This window comes from Oscillatoria sp. HE19RPO, assembly GCF_024220515.1.
In the GTDB taxonomy this organism is placed as follows: domain Bacteria; phylum Cyanobacteriota; class Cyanobacteriia; order Cyanobacteriales; family Laspinemataceae; genus Laspinema.
The window spans coordinates 1-3181 of the sequence record NZ_JAMXOT010000460.1 but is presented as its reverse complement, the minus strand read 5'-3'; the positions used below and the strand labels follow the sequence as shown (position 1 = coordinate 3181).

Annotated in this window: 2 protein-coding genes; both read right to left on the bottom strand. The window is 51.4% G+C overall.

The genetic code is table 11. The annotated features are described in order from the left end of the window. Positions 1-97 precede the first annotated feature (97 nt). Positions 98-1492: a hypothetical protein gene (locus NG833_RS29500; RefSeq protein WP_254568830.1), complete on the bottom strand. Its 1395-nt coding sequence runs from the start codon at positions 1490-1492 to the stop codon at positions 98-100. Positions 1493-1630: 138 nt separating this feature from the next. Continuing rightward, positions 1631-2596 carry a M48 family metalloprotease gene (locus tag NG833_RS29495; RefSeq protein ID WP_254568831.1) on the bottom strand — a complete coding sequence of 322 codons (966 nt, stop codon included), beginning with the start codon at positions 2594-2596 and terminating at the stop codon, positions 1631-1633. Positions 2597-3181 lie beyond the last annotated feature (585 nt).

Sequence of the window (3181 nt, the reverse complement as noted above, 5' to 3'; positions counted from 1 at the left end):
CAAAGGACAAAGGACAAAGGACAAAGGACAAAGGACAAAGGACAAAGGACAAAGGACAAAGGACAAAGGACAAAGGACAAATAACCCATCCCCCCCACTACCGCCGTCTCGGCCAGGGAATATTCGGATCCGCTGCCAGGGAACGAGCCACCGCAGCCGCCCCTAACTGATTCAAATGACTAGGATCCTCAAAATACTCATTCCGATTCAGCCCTCGAACCGTAGACAAATCCCGCCAGAGAAAAGCTTGAGCGCTCATGCGGCGCATATACTGGCGGAACTCGACCTGCCTAGCGCTGCGGGTGGCATCCAAATAATCATCAGTCAGGGGTAGATTAACAATCACCAAAGGAATTTGACGCGATCGCGCAAAAGCTGCCACCGACTGCAACGCCGAACCCTGAACGCCCCCCAATTGAAAATTGGCATAATCCCCATCATAACGACCGGCAACCCGAGGCCGTTGGCTATAGTAGCGACTGGGATTGAAGCGAGTCGCCACCGGATGGAACCCATAGGCATCAATGGCTTGACCCAGGGGACTCAATCGCCGGACCGTCGTCGCAATCGTCGATGAGTTCCTGTCTCCAGACTCGGTGAGATATTGTAAGGATAAATCCTTCACCTCCCTGGAATCCGAAGAAGCGGGAAAACTCATCGGTTGAAACTGATATTCTCCCGGTGAGGAAGAGGCGATCGCCTCCTCTCGGGGAGTCCCCAAACTCAACTGAGGACGCACCCCAGATGCTAACCGCTGATATCCCGGAGACTGGACAATTTCGTTATAGGTGCGATCGACCCGGCCACTATTAAACGCCCGGACCCCATCCGCCCATAAAATCATGCGCGGCAAATGCTCTGGGCCCAACAGTTCCTGTAACTGAAACCGCACAACCTGGGCTGTGGCCCCATTAATCCCAAAATTAAACACCGTCAGTCCTGATAACCCCCTAGCAGCCAACCCTTGGCGCAGGACACGCGGATCGACCCCCTGTATCGCCCGAGAACTGCCGACAATCAAAATATCAGGCCGTCCCATTGTCTCAATGTAGGACAGATAGAGTCCCAATTGCTCATCGAGGATATCACTATTAAACGTGGGATAGTTCAGGCTAGAACTCACCGTCGCTTGTTGCTGAGTGTAAATCAGATAGCGCATATATTCCGCCACCTTTTTCTGAGCAAACGCCCTGCGAGGACTCGTCGGGGGAACGGACTGCATCCAGTAAATCGCTTGCAGCCACTGTTTTGACACTTCATCCCACTCTGCCGGAGAACGGGCAGTTTGCGCGAGGTTCGCGGCACTCGTGGCGTATTTAATCCCCTCCCCAAAGGGATCCACTGACCCTTGAGCCACTGGGACCTGGGCAACCGCTGAGGATGAACCGAAAGACGCTGTAGAACTGGGCGTGACCCTTTGGGAACAGCCCCCCATGAGGACCAGAAGCCAGACTGCCGGAATAAACTTTAGAAAAAACTGAAATCTAGGCATGAATTCGATGTAAAAGTTCAATGCCGGATGGCGGGAGTAGCTGAGTGAGCAACGGATCAAAATCTGATGAGAAACCCATTTCTATGATAGACATCCCCAATCTGAATCACAGGCGATGGCGATCGCCCTTTGCTGCACCTACTCCCCCTTGATCCGATTAATTTCCTGCTGCAACTCCTCAATTTGACGGCGCAAGCGATCGGCTTCCTGTTCTGCGGGAGACTCCGGTTTCACCTCCACCGACCCTTGAGCGCCCCCTCGCGGATAATTTCCCCGTTTAATTTCCCGATACTCCGGCGAAGAAGCCCAAGCTTGTAAATAGCTGACTCGTTCCACCGTAAAGGGATGGGTCAGAAAAACCCCTTGCGAAACGTTGTTATAGAGAAAAAACTTATAAACTTGATTGAGTCCATCCTCATCCAGTTCTTGATAGCGCTGGGCTTGGCGGGTAAACTCTTCTAAGCTGCATTCATGGGCATAGCGCGTCGAACCCCCGGCCATTTTCATCATCGTCTGCATCACTGGCCTGGTATCATCCATAACCAACATCGCCGCACGATCTGCCGAAAGTTCCGCTTTTCTCAACCATTCGTAAAAGGCTAGAATCAAGCCGGTACTGAGGATGCGGCTAAACCCCATCGTCAAATCTGCCAGACTGAAAACTGCCATAATCGCCCAACTCGCCATCTGAATCAAGGTGGTGTGACCACATTTGATATGTCCCAGTTCATGGGCAACCACTGAGCGAATTTCGTCCTCACTCATCAAGTCAATCAACCCCGTATTCAAGACAATGTAGGGTAGATCTTGTCCGAGGGCGTAAGCATTGACCACGGGGGCCTGAGAGACAAACAAAGCCGGTTCGGGATAAATATCTAAATCCCGAATACATTCTCGGAAGATTCCATACAGGGTTGAGTATTGCCGAGGACCCACTTGGATGCTATTGCCCATCATATAGACATACTGGGGACGCTCAACGAGAAATTCTACAAACTTCCGGGCCACTAAATCAAATCCAGGGACCCGACGTAAGGTTTGCTCGGCTTCCCGATCCAAGGGATGGCGAAAGGCTTCGCTCGAAATTCCAGTATAGGTAGGCATCGTTTTTTTAAATTCCCCCAGGGGATAATATAGTGGCGGCAGGACAAAGGCGATCGCCTGTTGCAACCGTCCCCTCTGTCGTGCCTCCATCAATTTTAGAGTAATCTCTTTGATCACAGGGCACAGTTAACTCCAAAAGCCGTTAATGCCAATCTCATACTTGCTCAGGACTTATACCAAATTCCATTAATGTTAACTACAGATACGGTGCTGGCTCCCCGCTAAAGTCGAGAGCATCGGACGTGATGTGTAGCTTTATTTTAGGGAATTGGTATTATTCCCCTCCACAGGAGGGAAATTTTGGGGCATATTCCCCTCCTGTGGAGGGGTGTCCCTTCGGGACGGGGTGGTGTCTTGATTTGGAACAGACCGATACTTTTGAGTAAAGAAGCATAGATCAATACCTGCTCTCTCGCTAGAAGAAACCACCCCGCCCCTGCGGGGCACCCCTCCAAGGGAGGGGAATTTTGGGGCATATTCCCCTCCTGTGGAGGGGTGTCCCGAAGGGACGGGGTGGTGTCTTGATTTGGAACAGACAGATAGACAGATACTTTTGAGTAAAGAAGCATAGATCAATACCTGCTC

Excerpts from the sequence above, each read along its gene's own strand:
- NG833_RS29495 (WP_254568831.1), bottom strand. The coding sequence starts at position 2,596 with ATGCCTACCTATACTGGAATTTCGAGCGAAGCCTTTCGCCATCCCTTG.
- NG833_RS29500 (WP_254568830.1), bottom strand. The coding sequence starts at position 1,492 with ATGCCTAGATTTCAGTTTTTTCTAAAGTTTATTCCGGCAGTCTGGCTT.